General features: G+C 67.5%; 12 protein-coding genes. 11 read left to right on the top strand and 1 reads right to left on the bottom strand.

The genetic code is table 11. The features are described 5' to 3' along the window. Window positions 1-1,126 (bottom strand): glycogen debranching enzyme (locus tag B7Z66_12010; protein OYV75681.1); only part of this gene is annotated, 1,126 nt, incomplete at its 3' end. 706 nt (window positions 1,127-1,832) lie between these two features. Between B7Z66_12010 and B7Z66_12005 the strand changes: the two genes are divergently transcribed. The 11 genes from B7Z66_12005 to B7Z66_11955 all read left to right on the top strand — a co-directional run bounded on the left by B7Z66_12005 (window position 1,833) and on the right by B7Z66_11955 (window position 17,376). Beyond that, window positions 1,833-2,405 carry a pyruvate oxidoreductase subunit gamma gene (locus B7Z66_12005; protein OYV75675.1) on the top strand — a complete coding sequence of 191 codons (573 nt, stop codon included), beginning with the start codon at window positions 1,833-1,835 and terminating at the stop codon, window positions 2,403-2,405. Then, window positions 2,389-3,615, top strand: a complete 1,227-nt coding sequence (porA, locus tag B7Z66_12000) for a pyruvate ferredoxin oxidoreductase (protein ID OYV75674.1) — start codon at window positions 2,389-2,391, stop codon at window positions 3,613-3,615. The genes B7Z66_12005 and porA overlap by 17 nt, the downstream gene beginning before the upstream one ends. Next, window positions 3,612-4,640 (top strand): pyruvate ferredoxin oxidoreductase, encoded by a 1,029-nt coding sequence (locus tag B7Z66_11995; GenBank protein OYV75673.1) that lies wholly within the window; start codon window positions 3,612-3,614, stop codon window positions 4,638-4,640. The genes porA and B7Z66_11995 overlap by 4 nt, the downstream gene beginning before the upstream one ends. Window positions 4,641-4,671: 31 nt before the next feature. Further along, a complete protein-coding gene (locus B7Z66_11990; GenBank protein OYV75672.1) occupies window positions 4,672-6,357 on the top strand; it encodes a glutamate synthase in 1,686 nt (561 codons plus the stop codon). Window positions 6,358-6,581: 224 nt separating this feature from the next. Beyond that, window positions 6,582-9,101, top strand: coding sequence for a plasma-membrane proton-efflux P-type ATPase (locus B7Z66_11985; protein OYV75671.1), 2,520 nt, complete (start codon window positions 6,582-6,584; stop codon window positions 9,099-9,101). Then, window positions 9,073-10,494, top strand: coding sequence for a hypothetical protein (locus tag B7Z66_11980; protein ID OYV75670.1), 1,422 nt, complete (start codon window positions 9,073-9,075; stop codon window positions 10,492-10,494). Before B7Z66_11985 ends, B7Z66_11980 begins: the two co-directional genes overlap by 29 nt. Before the next feature lie 11 nt (window positions 10,495-10,505). Then, window positions 10,506-11,441 (top strand): phosphate acetyl/butaryl transferase, encoded by a 936-nt coding sequence (locus B7Z66_11975; GenBank protein OYV75680.1) that lies wholly within the window; start codon window positions 10,506-10,508, stop codon window positions 11,439-11,441. A 24-nt stretch (window positions 11,442-11,465) separates the two neighbouring features. Next, the gene (locus B7Z66_11970) at window positions 11,466-12,491 is read left to right on the top strand and encodes a fructose-bisphosphate aldolase (protein ID OYV75669.1); all 1,026 of its coding nucleotides are present in this window, start codon (window positions 11,466-11,468) and stop codon (window positions 12,489-12,491) included. Window positions 12,492-12,520: 29 nt separating this feature from the next. Then, window positions 12,521-14,962 carry a phosphoenolpyruvate synthase gene (locus B7Z66_11965; protein OYV75679.1) on the top strand — a complete coding sequence of 814 codons (2,442 nt, stop codon included), beginning with the start codon at window positions 12,521-12,523 and terminating at the stop codon, window positions 14,960-14,962. Further along, window positions 14,959-15,966: a Rossman fold protein, TIGR00730 family gene (locus tag B7Z66_11960; protein ID OYV75668.1), complete on the top strand. Its 1,008-nt coding sequence runs from the start codon at window positions 14,959-14,961 to the stop codon at window positions 15,964-15,966. Before B7Z66_11965 ends, B7Z66_11960 begins: the two co-directional genes overlap by 4 nt. Before the next feature lie 24 nt (window positions 15,967-15,990). Beyond that, on the top strand, window positions 15,991-17,376 hold the full coding sequence (locus B7Z66_11955; protein ID OYV75667.1) for an MBL fold metallo-hydrolase: 1,386 nt from the start codon (window positions 15,991-15,993) through the stop codon (window positions 17,374-17,376). Window positions 17,377-17,489: the final 113 nt, after the last annotated feature.

Genomic DNA, 17,489 nt, shown 5'->3' with positions numbered 1-17,489 from the left:
CGGCGATGTGTTCTAGCAGCGGGGGGTTCGTCAGGATGTTGCCGGCGCCGTCACGTCCGAGGACCGACGCCAAGTCGAAGCGGAAGCCGTCGACACGCATCTCGGTCGCCCAGTAGCGGACGCAGTCGAGGATGAGGTCGCGCACTACGGGGTGATTGCAATTGACGGTGTTTCCGCAGCCGCTGAAGTTCAGATAACGACGCCTGTCTCCGGGGTCGAGCAAATAATAGATTCCGTTCTCGAAGCCGCGAAACGACAGTGTCGGCCCCGTCTCGTCTCCCTCTGCGCTGTGGTTGAATACCACGTCGAGAATGACCTCGATGCCGGCCGCATGCAGGGCGCGTACCATCGTCTTGAATTCCGCGTCCGCTGCGCCCGGTGCGGGGGATACGGCATAAGGCGCATGTGGCGCGAAGAAAGCGACCGGGCTGTAGCCCCAGTAGTTGTGCAGGGGTTCGCCGGTGATCGGGTTGTGTCGGAGCAATTCATTTGGGCTGAAGCTCTGCACGGGCAGGAGTTCCACGGCGGTAATTCCGAGTTCCCGCAGGTAGGGAATCTTCTCGATCAGCCCAAGGTAGGTTCCGGGGTGATCGACCTGGGAGCTTGGGTGGCGCGTCAAGCCGCGCACGTGTGTTTCATAAAGGATGGTTTCCGACCACGGGCGTCGGGGTCGACGGTCGTCAGCCCAGTCGAAGGTCTGATCGATCAGTACCCCACGGGCGGTGCGCGGGATCGGGTCCGCCGGGGTCTCCGCAGAGTCACAGGCACAACGGGCGGCCGCAAAATCCCAGTCCGGCACGCCATGCAGCGCCTGTGCCCATGGATCGACCAGGACGGGACGCGGGTCGAAGCGCATGCCCTCTGCTGGTGAGCAGGGACCCTCGACCCGGTACGCGTAGCCGGTGCCAGCCGCAATGCCGTGTACATATAGGTGCCAGACGTCACCGGTCCGGTGCAGTACAGGATCGAGCACGATGATGGCGGTCGGCTCGGGTGCTTCCGCAGGAGTGAATAGCAACAGCGTAACGCCAGCCGCATTACGGCTGAACAAGGCGAAGTTACAGCCGTGTTCGTCGAGCCGTGGGCCGAGTGGCAAGGGTCGACCCTGGGTTATGTGAAGATGCATGACGGTTCAGAGTTGGTGCGCGTACAGGATACCCAGTCCAGATAGGGCACATGCGAGTGCAGGATTGGCGATAAGCTATGGTGGACTGGCGCCGTTTCCGTCACCTTCAATTTCTCGCCGGCGATCATCGCGATGGCGGGGACGCCGAGGCGCCGGTGGGATGGTGCGCACAGACCGTAGGGCGCCGAAGGCGTAGCGGACACGACATCGAGGCGTGCGCAGGAAGCACGCCCAGTCACGACGAGTGCATCGGTAGCCGCAGCAGGAGACCAGCGAGAAGGGTGGGTTAGCGGAGGCGGGTGAGGAAACAATCGGAAAATCACTTTTCGCATTGGCAGCTCATCGTCTGGATCTTGGCGCGTACGTCGGGGCTTACCGACGGACGACCAGTAGGAAGTGTAGCAGAACGGGAACCACATACGGGCTCAGAATGGTGACCGCGATCAGGTCGCCAGCAGCGGCCGCACCGGGAAACGGCAGGTGATCCAGACCTATGGCCCATTTTAAGATCTCACAGGCGGTGTTCGATACCTCCGTGGGGACCCCGCGCCGGTGCGGCCAGCTTGGTTCGTCCCGTTCGCGGCGATGTTCGCTGTGCCCACCGATCGGACGTGTTCTTGACGTCGGTCAATTGCCATCCAGCGCATAAGGATAATGTAAGGCTCGTGGCACCGCACGGGCCGCTGCAAGGATGGGGCGTGGGTCAGTGATCGAAGTGCGCATCCATGGTCGGGGCGGACAGGGTAACGTCGTTGCCGCCTATCTGCTTGCCGGCGCGGCGATCGGTGAGGGTTGGCATGCGCTCGCCTTTCCGGCCTTCGGGGCGGAGCGGCGCGGGGCGCCGGTGGCGGCGTTCGTGCGCATGGACCGGGGCGTGTTCCGGCGCCGCGATCAGGTGGCGCGGCCGCACTTTCTGATCGTCCAGGATGCCGCGCTGCTGCACGTGCCGGGAGTCCTGGAGGGTCTGCGCCCGGGCGGCGGGCTGCTGATCAACGCGCCCCGCGACCCCGACGGCGCGGGCCTTCCGGGCAAGCGCTTCACGGTGGCGGCCACGCAGCTGGCGCAGGAGCACCTCGGGCGCCCGGTTCCGAACACCGCTCTGCTTGCGGTGTTTCTGACGCTGACCGGGCTGCTGCCGATCGCGGCGCTGCGCAGGGCCCTGCGCGAGCGCTTTCGGGGGCGTGTGCTCGAGGCTAATGAGGTCCTGCTCGAGATGGCCGCCAACCTGCCTCCGCCCCGGGCCTGGGCACTGGAGGAGGCCGATGCAGCAGGCGCTTGAAGGCTCCCAGGCGATCGCCCGCGCCGTGGCCCTGTGCCGCCCGCAGGTCGTTTCCGCCTACCCGATCACGCCCCAGACCCACATCGTCGAGAACATCGCCAAGCTGGTCGCCGACGGCGCGCTGGCGTGCGAATACGTGAGCGTGGAGAGCGAGCACTCCGCGGCCAGTGTCGTGCTCGGCGCTGCCGCCGCCGGTGCTCGCGCCTACACCGCCTCGGCCTCTCAGGGCATCCTGCTCATGAGTGAGGTGCTCTACAACATCGCCGGCCTGCGGATCCCGCTGGTGCTGACCTGCGCCAACCGGGCGCTGTCGGCGCCGCTGTCGATCTGGAACGACCAGCAGGACTCGATGGCGGTGCGCGATGCGGGCTGGATTCAACTGTACTGCGCCGACAACCAGGAGGCAGTCGATACCACCATCCAGGCATTCCGCATCACCCAGGACACCGAACTACCGGTCATGGTGTGTATGGACGGCTTCACCCTGACCCATACGCTCGAGTCCATCGAGTTGCCGAGCCAGGAGGACGTCGACCGGTTCCTGCCGCCGCTGCGTTTCACGCGCGCACTCGATCCGGCGCGGCCGCTGAGCCTGGGCACCCTGGTCTCGCCGGAGTGGTTCACCGAGGCGCGCCACAGCCAGCACGGCGCACTGCTCGCGGCGGCTGCCGACATCGAGGCCGCGGACCGCGATTGGGCCGCGCTGACCGGGCGGGCGTGGGGCGGGCTGCTGGAGGTAGACGGGCCGGAGGCGGCGCGCATCGGCGTACTCACGCTCGGCTCGATCAGCGGTACGCTGGCGGATGCCCGTGCGGCGTGGCCGGATCTGCCGCCGGTGCGTTTGCTGCGCCTGCGGGCGTTCCGCCCGTTCCCCGCCACGGCGCTGCGCGCGGCCTGCGCGGACCTGGATACCCTGGTGGTTCTGGAGCGGGCGCTGTCGCCCGGCGCAGGCGGCATCGTCACAGCCGAGGTGCGTGCGGCGCTCTACGGCGCGGCCTCCGCGCCCGCGGTGCGCGGCTTCGCCGTCGGTCTCGGCGGGCGCGACGTGCCGTTGGAGACCTACCGGCGCGCGGTGGAGGCGGCGCTCGCACCCGGGGGCGGCGAGTTCGCGGTGCTCGACGTGGAACTGGACCGACTCCCGGAGGCGGACCGCTACCCGGAGGCGGGGCCGCGCACGGTGTCGCCGGCCGGATCGGAGTCCCCACCATGAGCGAAAACGAGGATCGGAGCGCGGACACCGCCGGGACGTCGCCGGATGACGTCGCTGTGGCAGCATTGCGGCACCGTCAGCCGCGCTTCCAGGGGCTCGCGGGCGGTCATCGGGCGTGCCTGGGCTGTGCCCAGGCGCTCGCCGCGCGGCTGGTGCTGGAGGCCGCCGGTCCCGAGGTTGCGGTGGCCAACGCCACCGGCTGTCTTGAGGTGTTCACCACGCCGTGGCCGGAGTCGGCGTGGCGGGTGCCGTGGCTGCACTCGCTGTTCGAGAACGCCGGGGCCGTGGCCTCGGGCATGGAGGCCGCATTCAAGGTGCAGGGGCGCACGGTGAAGGTGCTCGCCTTCGCCGGCGACGGCGGCACCTTCGATATCGGCTTCCAGTCCCTCTCGGGAATGATCGAACGCCACCACGACGTGCTCTACGTGTGCTACGACAACGAGGGATACATGAACACCGGCGTGCAGCGCTCCAGCTCCACCCCGCACGCCGCCGCGACCACGACGTCGCCGGCGGGGCGCGCGCGGCTCGGCAAACGTCACTTGAAGAAAGATATCCTGTCGATCGTCGCCGCCCATCATATGCCCTACGCCGCGACCGCCTCCGTGGCCTATCCGTCGGATCTGCGCAAGAAGGTGCGCCGCGCCGTCGCCGTGGAGGGGCCGACCTTTCTATTGATCCATTCTCCGTGTCCGCTGGGCTGGGGGCATGACGGGGCCAAGAGCATCGAGGTTGCGCGCCTTGCGGTCGAGACCGGTATGGTGCCGCTGGTCGAGCTGGAGCGGGGCGAACTGACCGGGACCATGCCCATCCGCACGGCACGCCCGGTGACCGACTACCTGAAGGTACAGGCGCGGTTCCGGCACCTGTTCGCCGATACCCCCGAGGCGCGCCAGGAGCTCGAACATCTGCAGGCGCTGGCGGACCACAATATCGAGATCTACGGGCTGCGCGGCGCCGGCGCCGACCCCAGGGATACCGCTGGTACGGATACCGTGCGCCGCGGCGGGGCGCGCTGGGCGTGAGCGCGCAGCGGAGGGACCGTCCGTGAACCGGATGACCTATACGCGCGGCGGGGCGGCGGCGCCGGGGACGAGTCTGGCGGCGGACACTGGTAGCTGGCGCGTGCAGCGGCCGGTGCACCGGCATCGCCCGGCGCCGTGCCGGCACGCGTGTCCGGCGGGCGAGGACCCGCAGGCATATCTGGCGCTGCTCGAGCAGGGCCGGGCGCGCGCTGCCTGGGAGGTGCTGGCGGGCACCAATCCGCTGCCTGCGGTAACGGGGCGGGTATGTCCGCATCCCTGTGAGCAGGCGTGCAACCGCGGGCAGATCGACGACGCGGTGGCGATCCACCATGTCGAGCGCCATCTCGGGGATGCCGCCCTGCGCGAGGGTTGGGCGCTGCCGACACCGGCGCTGGCGCCGGGCGCCGCACACGTCGCCGTGGTCGGGGCGGGCCCTGCGGGCCTGTCCTGCGCCTGGCAGCTGCTGCGTCTCGGCCACCGCGTGACGGTGTTCGAGGCCGAGGCGCAGGCGGGCGGCGCGTGCGCCGCAGCGATTCCGCCCTACCGCCTGCCGCGTGCGGCGCTGGAGGGCGAAACGGGCCGGCTGCTGGCGCTGCCCGGCATCGACTTTCAGCCGCGCCGGCGCCTCGGGCGCGACTTCACGCTCGAGGAGCTGCGCGGCGGTCACAAGGCCGTGTTTCTCGCCGTCGGCGCGCAGCGCGCCCGGGCCTGGAGCATCGACGGGGCGGTGCCGTCCGACCTGCATGCCGGACTCGGCCTGCTCGAGGAGTGGATCCGGGTCGGGCGTATCCCGACCCCGGCGAGCGCGGCGGTCATCGGTGGCGGCAATACCGCCATGGATCTCGCGCGCGTGCTCAAGGCCGCGGGCGTGGCGCAGGTCTACGTGATCACCCACAACGGTCTGCCGGGTCCGGACATACCGGCCGAGGACGCCATGCGCGCGCTCCCGCGCGAGATCGTGCAGGCGCGGGAGGAGGGCGTGGAGATCCTCGCGCACCGCGGCGTTCGCCGGCTCATCCTGCGCGGCGAGCACGTGGTCGGCGTCGAGATGGTGCATATGAAGAAGCTGCCGGATGCCACCGGGCGGCTGCGCCGCGTGGCCTTCGAAGGCACCGAGACGGTGCTGCACGTCGACATGGTGATCCCGGCGGTCGGCGAGGAGGTGGAGCCGGCCGGCTTGGAGTCGCTGTTGAACGGAGCCGTGCATATCGAGGTCGATGACGCCGGGGCGACCGCGCTGGCGGGCGTGTTCGCGGGCGGCGACGCGACCCCGCACGGGGGTACTGTCACCGCGGCGGTGGGGGCCGGGCGCCGGGCGGCGGCGGCGATCGACCGCCGGCTGCGGGCGGCGCCGACGCCGGCGCCGGATACCGCCGCCCCGATCGGCATCGAGCGGCTCAACCTTGCCTATTTCGAGCCCGCGCCGCGCGCCCGCGAGTACGTCCTGCCGGTGGCCGAACGCGACGGCGACGCGGAAATCGACCGTGGTTTGAGCGCCGAACAGGCGGCCAGCGAGGCGCGTCGCTGCCTCTCGTGCGGGGAGTGTCTGGCGTGCGACAACTGTTTCACGCTCTGCCCGGACTCGGCGGTGCTCAAGACCCGCGAGACGGCCTCCGATGGCAGTCACTACGTCTTCGATTATCAGCACTGCAAGGGTTGCGGGCTGTGCGCGCATGAGTGCCCGTGCGGTTTCATTGAGATGGTCGCGGAGGCCTGAGGGGGCCGGAGGCGTAGCGGCGTATGGCGCGAGCGTGCGCTATTTTCGGTGGGGCGAGCCCTGCTGCTCCGCGCACCATTGGCAGGCTGTTTGCACCACCGCCTGCTAAACGTCCCAGGGAGGCAAACCGCAGGCCTGCTACGTGACGCAGTGAGTCTAAAAAGGCCAGCGATGACCTTTTTCTACTCACCGTCAGAACAAACAAGCTAAGGAGAAGTTCATTCGTGGACGCCCCAGTGCTCGACAGCCACGAGGCCGAACAAATCGCGGCTGAGGACTTGTTCCAACGCCTCAGTTCCGCGCCGGGCGGGCTGAGTGGAGAAGAGGCCCGGCGGCGTCTCGCGCGCTACGGCGCTAATGCGCTTGCGGAACGCAAGGCCCATCCGTTGCTCAAATTCTTCGGTTACTTTTGGGGACCAATCCCGTGGATGATCGAAGTCGCTGCGGTGCTCTCAGCGGTGGTTCGTCACTGGGCGGACCTCATCATTATCGGCGTGCTGCTGGTGTTCAACGCAGTAGTGGGGTTCTGGCAGGAGTATAAGGCCTCCAATGCCCTGGAGGCCCTCAAAAAGCAGCTCGCCCTCCGGGCACGCGTGCTACGCGACGGGCGTTGGCAGGGGGTGGATGCCGCCACACTCGTGCCGGGGGACGTCATCCGCCTGCGGCTGGGGGACATCGTTCCGGCGGACGTCAAGCTGGTCGACGGCGAGTACCTGAACGTCGACCAGTCGGCGCTCACCGGCGAGTCTCTGCCAGCGGAAAAGAAGGTGGGTGACGTCGCCTACTCTGGCTCGGTGGCCAAGCAGGGCGAGATGGTGGCGCTGGTTGTGACGACCGGTGCGGATACCTACTTCGGACGGACCGCGAAGCTGGTACAGACCGCCGGCGCGGCTTCCCACTTCCAGAAGGCGGTGCTTACCATCGGTGATTTCCTGATCTACATCAGCCTGGGGTTGGTGGCGATTCTGATCCTGGTGCAGCTTTTCCGCGGCACCCCGCTGTTGGAGCTGGTGCAGTTCGCCCTGATCCTGACGGTCGCCTCGATCCCGGTGGCGATGCCCGCGGTGCTCTCGGTCACCATGGCGGTTGGGGCGCTGGCGCTCTCGCGGCTCAAGGCCATCGTGTCGCGCTTGGAATCGATCGAGGAGATGGCGGGGGTCGACGTCCTCTGCTCCGACAAGACCGGCACCCTGACCCAAAACCAGCTCACCCTGGGGGAGCCCGCGCTGTTCGAGGCGCCGGATGCCCAGAGCCTGATCCTGGCCGGCGCCCTCGCCTCCAAGGAGGAGGACGCCGATGCCATCGATCTCGCCGTGCTCGCGGGGCTCACCGAGCGCTCCGCCCTGGGTGGGTACACGCAGGAGAAGTTTACGCCCTTCGACCCGGTGGGCAAGCGTACCGAGGCCGAGGTGCTCGGTGCCGACGGGCGGCGTTTCGCGGTTACCAAGGGCGCGCCACAGGTGATCCTCCAACTGGCGGGCGTTGCGGACGAGGTGGCCGAGCGTGCCCAACGCGAGATCGCCGGGTACGCACGCAAAGGCTACCGGACCCTGGGAGTGGCGCGCGCCGACGAGCCGGGGCATTGGCATTTTCTTGGGCTACTGCCGCTGTTCGACCCGCCTCGGGAGGATGCGAAGGAGACCATCGCGCAGGCCGAGGCCCACGGCGTACACGTAAAGATGGTGACTGGCGACAACGTTGCCATCGCGCACGAGATCGCGGACCAACTCGGCTTGGGAAACCAAATACAGCCTGCCGAGGCGCTGTTTCCCGATAGGCACGCCGCGGGCGCACTTGCTCCCGAGGCCGGCCTGCGCATCGAGGAGGCGGATGGTTTTGCGCAGGTGTTCCCGGAGCATAAATACGCCATTGTCAAGGCCCTGCAGGCGCGCGGTCACCTGGTGGCGATGACCGGCGACGGCGTGAACGACGCCCCAGCGCTCAAACAGGCGGACGTTGGCATCGCGGTCTCGGGGGCTACGGACGCCGCGCGCGCCGCCGCGGCGCTGATCCTGACCGCGCCGGGGTTGTCGACCATCGTCAACGCCATTGAGGAGGCGCGGCGCATCTTCGGACGCATGAACTCCTACGCGATCTACCGTATTACCGAAACTATCCGCATCATGTTCTTCGTGGTTGCGGCGATGATCGCTTTCGACTTCTACCCCATCACCGCGATAATGATCATCCTCCTGGCGCTGTTCAACGACGTCCCCATCATGGCGATCGCCTATGACAATGCTTGGCTCGATCCGCAGCCGGTGCGCTGGGAAATGCGCCGCGTGCTGACCGTGTCGACCGTGCTCGGTCTGATCGGCGTGGTCGAGACATTCGGCCTGCTGGTGATTGTCAAGGAGTGGTTGCACATGGACGTCGCGCACATCCAAACGGTGATCTTTCTCAAACTGGCGGTCGCTGGCCACTTGACGCTGTTCGTGGCGCGCACCAGCCGCCCGTTCTGGCGGCGTCCATACCCCTCGCCCCTGGTGCTTTGGGGGGCAGTGGCGACCAAGGCCCTGGCGACCTTGTTCGTGGTGTACCCGATGGGGCTGATCGCCCCCATCGGCTGGCCAGCCGTCGGACTCATCTGGATGTACTGTATCGCCTGGATTTTCGTTGAGGACTGGGCGAAACTCGCCGTCTATCAACACCTGCAGTGGCGCGCGCAGCGCCACCGGAATTTCCTCGGCACCGTGCGCCAGCCGCTGCACGTTCATGCAGGAGAGCGCCATGGTGGACGGTGAACGTGACGCGCCGACGGCGCTTGCGGGTAACGAAATCGACGCGGCCTTTGGCGCCTACGACATCCGCGGGGATGCACACGACACTTTGTGCTGCGGCAACGTGATCGCCATCGCACGCGCATACGGTGACGTAATCAGCCCGGAGGGAAACAGGCGTTTCGCGATCGGACACGACGCGCGCGTGACCTCCCGCTCGTTGGCCGAGGCGGTCAGCCTGGGGCTGCGTTCGGGCGGCCATCACGTTACGCACATCGGTCTTTGTACCACGCCCATGCTGTACTGGTACGGTGCCACACAGGGTTTCGACGGTAGTGTGATGATCACGGCTAGCCATCTAGCGCCGCGGTACAACGGTCTTAAGCTGTGCCGTGCCGGCGCGGTGCCGATGAGTATCGAGGATGGCCTGTCGCAGGTCCGCGGTCGGCTGCGCCTGCCGTTCGTTTTCGATCGCCCGTGTACTCCGGTGGTGCACTATACGAGTCCCCTGCGCCAGTACGCGGGAGCGTTACGCGCGTACCTCGAGTTGCCGCGCCCGGTGAAGGTTGCGGTGGATGCCGGGAACGGTCCGGGTGGAATTGACACCCGCGAGGTCTTCTCGCACCTCGCCTATGTGCGGATGTGGGAGATTTCCTTCGATCCGGACGGAACCTTTCCGGACCGTTCCCCCGATCCGCTGGCTCCGAACGCGCTGGAAGCGCTCGCGGGTAGTGTGGTCCGCCACGGCTGTGAATTCGGAGTGGCCTTTGACGGCGACGCCGATCGCGCCGCGGTGGTTGACGAGCGCGGTGAACTGGTTCCGCCCGACGTAGTCGGGGGGTTAGTGGCGCGCCAACTGCTACGGCGACATCCTGGGGCGACGATACTTTGCGATCCGCGCGCCTCGCGAGGGGTGTGCGAGGCCATCTCCGAGGCGGGTGGGCGGACGCTGCGCACGCGCGTCGGGCGCCCGTTCATCAAGGCGGCGATGCGCGAACACGACGCACAGTTTGCGCTCGAGATGTCCGGGCACTACTACTATGCGGATCTCTATTACACCGACAACGGGCTGCGCACACTGATCGAGCTGGCTAACCTGATGGCGGGGTCGGATGCACCGCTTTCGGCGCTCGTCTGTGGTCTATCCCGCTATGTGCGGAGTGGGGAGATCAATTTACCAGTGATGGATATCGATGGAGCTCTCGCCGCGTTGACGCAGGCCTATGGCGATGGGGAAATCGACCGGGTCGAAGGGCTCACCGTTGACTACGAAGATTGGTGGTTCAACGCACGTTCCGCGCTCACCGAACCGGCGCTGAGACTCAACATTGAGGCGCGCGACGCGGAGCTCCTGGCCGCGCAGCGGGCGGCGCTGCTCACAACGCTACGGCCCTTCCTGCCGGGGGGGCTCACGTGATGCGCGGTGCGATGAACAATGGGACGGCCGCTGGCCGGTTCGCTGCATTGGTGGAATATGTGCGCTCCGGGCCGCCGGTTCCGGCCGCGGTGGTCGATGCCCATGATGAGCATGTGCTTGCGGCGGCGCTCGAGGCGCGCGACGCGGGCTTGCTCGATCCGCTGCTGGTCGGGCCGCGCGCGCCGGTCGAGGCGCTGTGTGAACGTCGCGGTGTTGCGGTCCCGCCGCTCGTTGAGAGTGCCCCGGGTAAGCCGGCGGCCGAGACGGCGGTTCAGCTGGTAGAGGAGGGACGAGTCGCGCTCCTGGTGAAGGGCTGGGTGCATACCGACGTACTCATGCACCCGGTGCTTGCACACCTGCGCACGGCGCGGCGAGTGAGTCACGTCTTCGTCGCCGGCTTGGCCACCTACCACAAGCTGCTGCTCATCACCGATGCGGTGATCAATATCATGCCGGATCTCATGACCAAGGCTGAAATCATCCGCAACGCGGTCGATCTGGCTGGCCTTCTTGGAATCGCGCTACCGAAGGTGGCGGCACTTTCCACGGTGGAGGTGGTCAAGCCGACGATACCGTCGACCATCGACGCTGCATGTCTGAGCAAGATGGCACAGCGTGGTCAGATCGGCGGCGCCGTGGTAGATGGCCCGCTTGCCTTCGATAACGCCATCTCACGGGAGGCAGCGCGGATCAAGGGGATCGAGAGCGAGGTATGTGGGGATGTGGATATCCTGCTGGCCCCCGATCTGGTCGCCGGGAACATCCTGGTCAAGGATCTCGAATACCTCGCCGGTGCGACGCTCGCGGGGGTGGTCGTTGGCGCGCGCGTCCCCATCATCCTGACGTCCCGTTCGGATCCACAGGCCGCGCGCCTCGCCTCGGCGGCGCTGGCGGTGCGGATGTACCGGGAGTGGTCGGGCGGTGCGCCGCCGGTGGAACGGGTCTAGCGGGGCTGACGGAGGACACGGACGATGAATGCGGAAGAACGTTTGCAGCAGACCATCGAGCAGTTGGTGCAATCCGGCAAGGGAATTCTCGCGGCCGACGAGAGTCTGCCGACGATCGGAAAGCGCTTCGCAGCGGTCGGGGTGGACAACACCGAGGAGAACCGGGCGGCCTATCGGGCGTTGATGTTCATCACGCCGGGGATCGGCGAGTTTCTGAGCGGCGTCATCCTGTTCGAGGAGAGTCTGGGACAGACGGCCGATGACGGCATGCCGTTGCCGGTGGTGCTTGCGCGCCAGGGTGTGGTTCCGGGCGTGAAGGTGGACAAAGGCAAGGGGCCGCTGCCTGGTGCGCCGGGCGACCAAGTCACCTACGGGCTCGACGGGCTCGCCGAGCGCCTGGGACGCTACCGGGAACAGGGTGCACGTTTCGCCAAGTGGCGCGAGGTATACCCGGTCGGCGAGCGTAACCCGACGATGCTCGGGATCGAGGCGAACGCCGAGATGCTGGCGCGCTACGCTGCCCTCTGCCAGCAGGAGGGTTATGTCCCAATTGTGGAACCAGAGGTCCTGATCGACGGTGACCACACGATCGAGCGTTGCGCTGAGGTGAGCGAGGCGGTCCTGCATGCGGTCTTTCATGCGTTACACCGGCATCGCGTGACGCTTGAGTACCTCGTACTCAAGCCGAGTATGATCGTCCCGGGCAAAGATCACCCGCAGAAGTCCGCGCCCGAACAGGTCGCCGCGGCGACCCTGCGGGTACTGCGGCGTACGGTACCGGCGGCCGTTCCGAGCATCAATTTCCTGTCGGGAGGACAGGGTCCGGAGGAGGCCACCGCCAACCTCAACGCGATGAACGTGGGCTCCGCCGGGCAGCCGTGGGAGCTGTCGTTCTCCTTCGCTCGCGCCCTGCAGGAGCCAGTCATGGCGGCCTGGGCCAGCGGGGCACACAATGTAGAGGCGGCCCAGCGCGCCTTTTTGCACCGCCTGCGCATGAACGGTGCGGCGCGGCATGGCGAGTACGTCCCGGGCCTGGAGAGGCGGGCATGAGGCAAACGACACCCGTGGGAGGCATGCTGATGAGTACGAACTACCGTTATTTGCGCTTTTTTCGTGACATCGGCCTGGACGACGTGCCGCTGGTGGGGGGGAAGAACGCCTCGCTCGGTGAATTGTATCGGGAGCTGACACCACAGGGGGTCCAGGTCCCGAACGGCTTTGCGATTACCGCCGAGGCCTACCACTACGTGCTTGACTGTGCACAGGCCTGGGAAGGGCTGCATGTGGCCCTCGATGGCCTCGACTCAAACGATATGGAGGACTTGGCGCGGCGTGGGCGGCGCGCGCGCGAGATTATTTACGGCGCTGGCCTTCCGGAGGACCTTGTCGCCGAGATCAGCGCCGCTTACAACGAGTTACGCGAGGAGTACGGCGAAGACCTGAGCGTGGCGGTGCGCAGTTCGGCGACCGCCGAGGACCTACCGACGGCGAGCTTCGCCGGGCAGCAGGATACCTATCTCAACGTGCACGGTCTGGCGAACCTATTCGATGCCTGTAGGCGTTGTTTCGCCAGCCTGTATACCGACCGCGCGATCCACTATCGCGTCGACCAGGGCTTCGACCACTTCAAAGTGGCGCTGTCGATCGGCGTCATGAAGATGGTGCGCTCGGATCTGGCCGCCTCCGGCGTCATGTTCTCGCTCGATACCGAGACCGGCTTCCGCGATGTGGTATTCATCACTGCGGCCTACGGCCTGGGGGAGAACGTGGTACAGGGGGCAGTGGACCCGGACGAGTTCTACGTACACAAGCCGACCTTCGAGCGCGGCCATCGCGCGGTGCTGCGCCGCACGCTCGGCGCAAAGAAGATCAAGATGATCTACGCCGACGGGCGCACCCGCGAGACGACACGCAATATTCCCACCTCGCCCGAGGAGCGCGCACGGTTTTGCATCTACGACGCCGATGTCCTGACGCTCGCCGACTACGCGCTCAAGGTCGAACGCCATTACAGCGCCAAGGCGGGACGGGACCGGCCCATGGACATGGAGTGGGCCAAGGACGGCGCCGACGGCGCGCTGTATCTGGTGCAGGCGCGTCCCGAGACCGTGGCCTCGCAGCGTAAGGGCGACGTGCTTGAGACCTACGTGCTGAAGGAACGCGACGAGGTACTGGTGACGGGGCGTGCGGTGGGTGCCCGGATCGCCGCCGGTGCGGTGCGGGCCATCACGGATGTGGCCCACCTGTCGCGGTTCCGGCCCGGGGAGGTTTTGGTAGCCGACACCACGACACCGGATTGGGAACCGGTGATGAAGGCGGCCGCGGCGATCGTCACCAACCGCGGCGGGCGTACCTGTCATGCGGCGATCATCGCGCGTGAACTGGGGATCCCAGCGGTGGTCGGGGCGGCCGGTGCCACCGAGCGCCTGGCAGGTGAGACGCAGGTGACGGTATCCTGCGCGGAGGGCGATATCGGGCGCGTCTATCGTGGCAAACTGGCGTTCGAGATCGAGCACACCAACCTCGGGGAGTTGCCGCGCCCGGCGACCGAGATCATGATCAACCTCGGCAATCCAGAGATCGCGTTCCAGACCGCGATGATCCCGAACGACGGGGTGGGTCTGGCGCGCATGGAGTTCATCATCAACGAATACATCAAGGTCCATCCGATGGCGCTGCTGCATCCGGAGCGGGTCTCCGACCCGGTCGTGCGCGAGCAGGTGCAGGCGCTGACGCACGGCGACGCCGACCCGCGCGAGTACTTCGTGCGGCGTCTCTCGGAGGGTGTCGGGACGATCGCCGCGGCGTTCTATCCGCGCCCGGTGGTGGTGCGCATGTCGGACTTCAAGAGCAACGAGTACGCCTCGCTGCTCGGCGGGCGCGACTTCGAGCCGGACGAGGACAACCCGATGCTGGGATTTCGCGGCGCCTCGCGCTACGCGCACCCGGCCTATGCGGAGGGCTTCGCCCTCGAGTGTGCCGCCATGAAGCGGGTGCGCGAGGCCATGGGGCTCGTCAACGTCATCCTGATGATTCCGTTCGTGCGCCGCGTTGCGGAGGCCGACGCGGTGCTCGCCGCAATGGCCGAACACGGGCTCGAGCGCGGCGTGAACGACCTGCGCGTCTACGCCATGTGCGAGATTCCCAACAACGTCGTGCTCATCGACGAGTTCGCCAAGCGCTTCGACGGCTTCTCCATCGGCTCCAACGACCTCACCCAACTCACGCTCGGGGTGGATCGCGACAGCGAGATCGTGGCCTTCGACTACGACGAACGCGATCCCGGCGTCAAGGAGATGATCCGCCTCGCCGTCGAGGGCTGCCGGCGCAACGCGATCCACTCGGGACTGTGCGGACAGGCGCCTTCCGACTATCCGGAGATGGCCGAATTCCTGGTGGAGATCGGGATCGATTCGATGAGTCTCAATCCCGACACGGTACTGGCGACGACCCGCCAGGTGCTGGAGGTGGAGCGGCGGCTCGGGCGCGCGCCGCGCGTCGGGGCGGGGGGCGAGGGGTGAACGACAGGCGCGATTCATCCAATCCGCCGGCCGCGCGCGCACGGCCGGCGCCGGCCCACCCGCAGCGGCGGCACGAACCGCTCCCCTGGCATGCACCCAAACCGGCCGAGGAGGACCCCGACGCCCCGCGTCGCGTGCAGGCGATCCTCGACAGCCCCACCTACCGTCCGGCCGATCGCGACGTCGATTTCCTGGACCTCGGCGCCACCCGCGGCGTGCGCCTGCAGATCGACTATCTGAAGCCGGAGCTACTGCTCGATCGCTACGGCGTCGAACATACGATCGTGGTATTCGGTTCGACCCGTATCCGCGAACCGGCGGCGGCGCAGCGGCGCGTCGAGGAGCTGCTCGCACTCCTGCGCGACAACCCCGGGGACACGGAGCTGGAGCGGCGCCTGGCGGTCGCCGAGCGCCTGCTCGCCAAGAGCCGCTACTACGACGCCGCACGCGAACTCGGGCGGCTGATCGGCGCGGCCGGTGCGGGGCCGGACGATCATCGCGTGATGCTGGTGACCGGCGGTGGTCCGGGCATGATGGAGGCCGCGAACCGCGGCGCCTTCGACGTGCGGGCGCATTCCATCGGACTCAACATCACGCTGCCGCACGAGCAGTACCCCAATCCGTATATCACCCCGGAGCTGTGCTTCCGGTTCCACTATTTCGCGATCCGCAAGCTGCACTTCCTGCTGCGGGCGCGGGCGCTGGTGGCGTTCCCGGGCGGCTACGGCACCTTCGACGAGCTGTTCGAGACGCTGACGCTGATCCAGACGCGCAAAATCCGGCCGGTGCCGGTGATCCTCGTGGGCGAGCGCTACTGGCGGCGCGCGGTCGACGTGGATTTCCTGGTCGAGGAGGGTGTGATCGATCCGGAGGACCGCGACCTGTTCTGGTATGCGGAGGACGCCCAGGAGATCTGGCAGGGGATAGTGCAGTGGCACGAGGCGAACGGAACACCGCTGTACCTGGGGCGCGGTATCCACGCGCCGGGGCCCGCGGGGTCGTGATTGGCCCGGCATGAGGAGTGTGACTTGAAAATCTCTTTTCACGGCGCCGATCGCGGCGTCACGGGTTCCTGCCATCTCGTCGAATGCGGCGGACGGCGCATCCTGATCGACTGCGGGCTGTACCAGGGCGGGCGCGAACTCGACGAGGATAACGCCGAGCCGTTCGGGTTCGAGGCCGCGCACATCGACTGCGTGCTGCTCACGCATGCCCATCTCGATCACTGCGGACGGCTCCCGCTGCTGGTCAAGCGCGGTTTCCGCGGCGAGATCGTTACCACTGCCGCAACCCGCGAGCTGGCGCGCGTGGTGATGCTCGATGCCGCCCACCTGCAGGAGGAGGAGGCGGCGCGGCACGCACGTCACGCGGCGCGGCATGGGAAGGGCGGGTCCGCGCAGGCCTTGTATACGGCGCTCGATGCACTCAACACCCTGGAATACTTCGGGCGCACGTCGGCCTACGGCGAGCCTCTGGAGGTGAGCCCGGGGGTGCGGGCGACGTTCTACGATGCCGGCCACATCCTCGGCTCGGCCAGCATCCGTCTCGAACTCGAGGAACACGGCGTCCGGCGCAGCGTGGTGTTCTCGGGCGATCTCGGCAACGCCGGGCGGTCGCTGCTGCGCGCACCGGCGGCGCCGCCGAAGGCGGACGCGCTGGTGATGGAGACCACCTACGGGGACCGCCTACACAAGCCGCTGGCCCCGTCTGTGGAGGAACTCTACGCGGCGATCGACGACACCTTTCGCCGCGGCGGAAACGTCATCGTGCCCACCTTTGCACTCGAGCGCGCGCAGGAGCTGCTGTACTTCCTGCGCGAGGGGGTCGACCAGGGTCGGCTGCCGCGCTCGATGCAGGTGTTCCTCGATTCGCCGATGGCGATCGCCGCCACGGAGATCTTCGAGCGCCACCCGGAGTGCTACGAGGCGCAGACCGCCGAGTGGTTCCGCAGCGGACGCGATCCGTTCCACCTGCCGGGCCTGCATTTCACCCGCGAGAGCGCCGCGAGCATGGCGCTCAACCGCATCGCCGGCGGCGCCGTGATCCTGGCGGGCTCGGGCATGTGCACTGGCGGCCGCGTGCGTCACCATCTCAAGCACAATCTGTGGCGCGCCGACGCCAGCGTGGTGTTCGTCGGCTACGCGGCCCGGGGCACGCTCGCGCGCCGCATCGTCGACGGGGCCAAGAGCGTGCACCTGTTCGGCGAGGAGATCCCAGTGCGCGCGCGGGTCCACACCATCAACGGTTTCTCGGCGCACGCCGACCGCGACGAACTGCTCGCCTGGCACCGGCGTGTGGCGCCCGCGCGAACCTTCCTGGTGCACGGCGAGGAGGAGGTCATGCGTGCGTTCGCCGAACGGCTGCAGGGCACCGCGATCGAAATGCCGGCCTTCGGGCAGTCGTTCAAGCTGTAGTGCGCTCATCGGACGAGTCTGGGGGCGGATCGGGGGAGTGGTGATGAGTTCGCGATCGGATAGTCGCTCCGCGGAGGGCGACATGCGGATCCAGGAGGCGCAGGACGGCGGCA

The organism is Chromatiales bacterium 21-64-14, from assembly GCA_002255365.1.
In the GTDB taxonomy this organism is placed as follows: domain Bacteria; phylum Pseudomonadota; class Gammaproteobacteria; order 21-64-14; family 21-64-14; genus 21-64-14.
The sequence above is the reverse complement of the archived record's forward strand: the minus strand, read 5'-3'. Positions and strand labels throughout refer to the sequence as shown.

Coding starts and splice junctions, on each gene's coding strand:
- porA (OYV75674.1), top strand. CDS start 2,389: ATGCAGCAGGCGCTTGAAGGCTCCCAGGCGATCGCCCGCGCCGTGGCC.
- B7Z66_11995 (OYV75673.1), top strand. CDS start 3,612: ATGAGCGAAAACGAGGATCGGAGCGCGGACACCGCCGGGACGTCGCCG.
- B7Z66_11990 (OYV75672.1), top strand. CDS start 4,672: ATGACCTATACGCGCGGCGGGGCGGCGGCGCCGGGGACGAGTCTGGCG.
- B7Z66_11980 (OYV75670.1), top strand. CDS start 9,073: ATGCAGGAGAGCGCCATGGTGGACGGTGAACGTGACGCGCCGACGGCG.
- B7Z66_11975 (OYV75680.1), top strand. CDS start 10,506: ATGAACAATGGGACGGCCGCTGGCCGGTTCGCTGCATTGGTGGAATAT.
- B7Z66_11970 (OYV75669.1), top strand. CDS start 11,466: ATGAATGCGGAAGAACGTTTGCAGCAGACCATCGAGCAGTTGGTGCAA.
- B7Z66_11965 (OYV75679.1), top strand. CDS start 12,521: ATGAGTACGAACTACCGTTATTTGCGCTTTTTTCGTGACATCGGCCTG.